The sequence below is a fragment of the Faunimonas sp. B44 genome (genome assembly GCF_052655945.1).
Map to the genome: position 1 here is coordinate 1 of NZ_JBQYEX010000040.1, position 3,129 is coordinate 3,129.

Consider the following 3,129-nt stretch of genomic DNA (forward strand, 5'->3'; position numbering starts at 1 on the left):
AGTGGAACGCGGACAACTGCGACGTCCCTCTGCCCGCCGATGAGGTGGAACGCACGGCTCGCGGCATCATGCGCTACTCGCCCGGCCAGTTCTGGACGGAGCTCGGCAACTCCTACCGTTTCCTCGCCGCGTTCAGCAAGGAGCTTCGTTTCACTCGCGCACGAGGTTGGCTCTTCTGGGCCGACACACACTGGGAGTTCGACAGCAAGAACCTGGACTGCATGGAACGCATGAAGAAGGTGGCCGCTCTGCTGCGCGCGGAGGTGGCGAACATCAAGGGGGACGACGATCTCAAGAAGAAGGGAGCCTCCTGGGTCACGAAGTCTGAGAGCGCTCGGACGATGTCGAATGCACTCGAGCTTGCACGCTCTGCGCCCGAGGTCCGGGCGGACATCAACGACTTCGACAGGGATCCCTATCTGTTTGCGGTCGAGAACGCTGTGATCGATCTTCGGACGGGCGTCGCACACTCGCACTGCCCCGACCAGTTGATCACTCGGCTCTCGTCTGTGATCTACGATGCGGCCGCCACCCAGGCTCCTCGTTGGGAGCGTTTCCTGGACCAGACTTTCGCTGGCGACAAGGAACTCATCAGCTGGGTGCAACGTGTGCTTGGGTACACCATGACTGGGCTCAACAACGAGAGCAAGCTCTTCGTGTGCTACGGAGAGGGTCGGAATGGGAAGGGCGTTCTGATGAACATCCTCCGCCACATTCTGGGCCCGTTCGCCCAGTCCCCGCAACGGAATACCTTCATCGTCAACGGGAACAAGGGGATTCCCGATGATCTGGCTGCCCTTCGGGGGGCTCGCGCTGTGATCTGCGACGAGTTTCCGACCAACAGCAAGCCGAATGAGGAGCTCCTGAAGCAGGTTTCTGGCGGCGATCCGATTACGGCTCGGGCTCTCTACGGAGACTACTTTACCTACGTGCCGAGCTACAAGCTGTTCCTCATCACCAACAAGCGCCTCAACTTCTCTGCCTACAGTCAGGCGCTTTGGGCGCGTGTGCTCGAGGTGCCGTTCTCGGTTGTGGTTCCGGAGAAGGACCGGGATCCCCACCTGGCTGACGCGCTGAAGAAGGAGTCGTCCGCCATCCTGAACTGGATGGTGCGCGGAGCTCAGGCCTACTTCAGCGAGGGTCTTGCGCCGCCGTCGGCGGTCATTTCGGCGACTGCCTCAGCCCGCGGTGAGACGGATAGCGTGAAGGCCTACAGGGACGAGGTCATCCTGGCCGCTCCGGGCCAGATGGTTGGGGCGACTCGGCTTTACGATCACTACGTCTCCTGGTGTCGTGAGAATGACCACGTCGCCGTCAAGAAGGCGGAGTTCAAGAAGCAATTCATGAATCGCTTTGGAACGCCCTATGTTCGCCACAGTGCCGGTTGGTTCTGGGATGGGATCTCCATCATGCACGATGTACAGAATGTACCTGATTTGGGTTCTTTCTCAAAGATTCTCAGCTTGAATTCGTGAGAAAGTAAGCAGAAACAGGTACACGACGTACATTCCTACATGAATAATGCCCGACCGCCCCCCTGGCGGCCGGGCTTTCCGCATTACTCTTCATCAAGGGCCGGCAGCCCCGACCCCGAGAAGGCCTCCTCATAAGCCTCCGAGATCCGACGTTCGACGTGAAGGATCAGGCTGGAGATCGGCATGTCACGCTCCCGCATCAGCAGGATGGCACGACGGAAGTTGATGAAGGTCTCGTCGTCGTTGGCGAGAATGCCCATGTCGTCATTCTCGTAGAAGACGTCGAGGTGGTAGGCTACCTCGTTGACCATGTTGATGAAATTGCGGACGAGTTGCTTGTCCTGAGTCATTTCGGTGCTCCAGAATTTTGAAATGCGCGCGGCGCCGGGTTCATTGAAGTCCGGCTCTCTGGCCGGAAGGAGTGGACGATTTTTCTGAGTTGGCAGGCGGATCGGCAGCCATTGGGCCCACACGCGCTCCGCCCGAGAAATCGGGAACTCACCATTTCACATGGCCGCCTCCCTCAGCTTCAGGGCGATCTTGGCGGCCTCCAGGTGCGTGTACCGCATCAGCTGCCGGGGATCGCGATGGCCGGAGATCAGCGCCACTTCGGGCAGCGACAGGCCCATCTCGAAGAAGCGCGAGATCGCCTCGTGGCGAAGGTCGTGGAAGTGGAGGTCCTCGATGCCGGCGCGATGGAGGGCACGAGCCCAAGCCTGCTTCAGAGCAACATCCGTGATCGGAAAGATCTGGTGGGAAGCGCCCCCGGCTGGCCGGGACGCGAGCGTGTCCAGCGCCAGCTGCGTGAGAGGCACGCGGCGAGGGTGACCGTTCTTCGTCCTCAGCAGCTGGATGGTGGAGCGCACCAGGTCGACCTGAGCCCAGGTCAGGGACAGGATCTCGGATCGGCGCATCGCCGTGGCGAGAGCCATGCGCGCGACCGGGAGCACCAGCGGATTGCGGCACTCTGACAGGGCACTCTCGATTCGGTCCCACTCACCGGCGCGGAGGCGACGCTCTCTCGCGGCATTTGGCTTCGGCTTGCGGAGGGGACGGATGGGGTTCTCGACCTCGATGCCCCACTCCCCTGAGGCCAGGTCGAACGCGTGCTGGATGATGTTCAGTTCGCGCAAGACCGTGTCGTTCGATACGGTTTGCAGGCGCCGATCACGGTAGGCAGAGAAATCTCTTGCAGCGACCCGGGTGACAGGGAGATCCGCGACCTCCGGCGCACGCCTGCAGAACGCCTCCAGGACCAGCGCCTCGTAAGGACCGGCGGACCGCTTCGTCGGACAGACGCTATTGATGTAGCGCGTCAGGATGTCCCGGACGCTCAGGCCTCCGGGACTATCGGGGGCAGCGAATTGCCCGAGATCGGCAAGCCGCTCCTGTTCGTTCGCCCAACGGCGGGCATCTGCGACGGTCGAAAAAGTGCGGCTGCGGCTCGGCTGGTCCTGGCGCCGGACCTGCACCTGCCACCTGCCGTTCCGCTTGCGGATAGTCGCCATGCATTCCCTCGTGTGACCACAGTGTGACCATGGCTTCGAGGAAACGGATCGATCGAGCGGCTTGCACCGCTACGTCTTTGAAGTTCTTCAGAAAAACTGGAGCGGGCGATGGGATTCGAACCCACGACCCCAACCTTGGCAAGGTT

The 3,129-nt window shown here is 61.3% G+C and carries 3 protein-coding genes; 1 reads left to right on the plus strand and 2 read right to left on the minus strand.

Annotated elements, in window-relative coordinates; translation table 11 throughout:
* Window positions 1–1,475: phage/plasmid primase, P4 family (locus ACUN0C_RS20070; protein WP_445468179.1), on the plus strand; the 1,475-nt coding region annotated here is incomplete at its 5' end.
* A gap of 83 nt (window positions 1,476–1,558) precedes the next feature.
* Here ACUN0C_RS20070 and ACUN0C_RS20075 read toward each other — a convergent pair.
* Window positions 1,559–1,825, minus strand: a complete 267-nt coding sequence (locus ACUN0C_RS20075; RefSeq protein ID WP_445468180.1) for a hypothetical protein — start codon at window positions 1,823–1,825, stop codon at window positions 1,559–1,561.
* A 156-nt stretch (window positions 1,826–1,981) separates the two neighbouring features.
* Window positions 1,982–2,983 (minus strand): site-specific integrase, encoded by a 1,002-nt coding sequence (locus ACUN0C_RS20080; RefSeq protein WP_445468181.1) that lies wholly within the window; start codon window positions 2,981–2,983, stop codon window positions 1,982–1,984.
* Between the last annotated feature and the right edge of the window lie 146 nt (window positions 2,984–3,129).

What these genes read in the sequence shown, in the direction of transcription:
- ACUN0C_RS20075 (WP_445468180.1), bottom strand. Translation starts at nt 1,825, where the DNA reads ATGACTCAGGACAAGCAACTCGTCCGCAATTTCATCAACATGGTCAAC.
- ACUN0C_RS20080 (WP_445468181.1), bottom strand. Translation starts at nt 2,983, where the DNA reads ATGGCGACTATCCGCAAGCGGAACGGCAGGTGGCAGGTGCAGGTCCGG.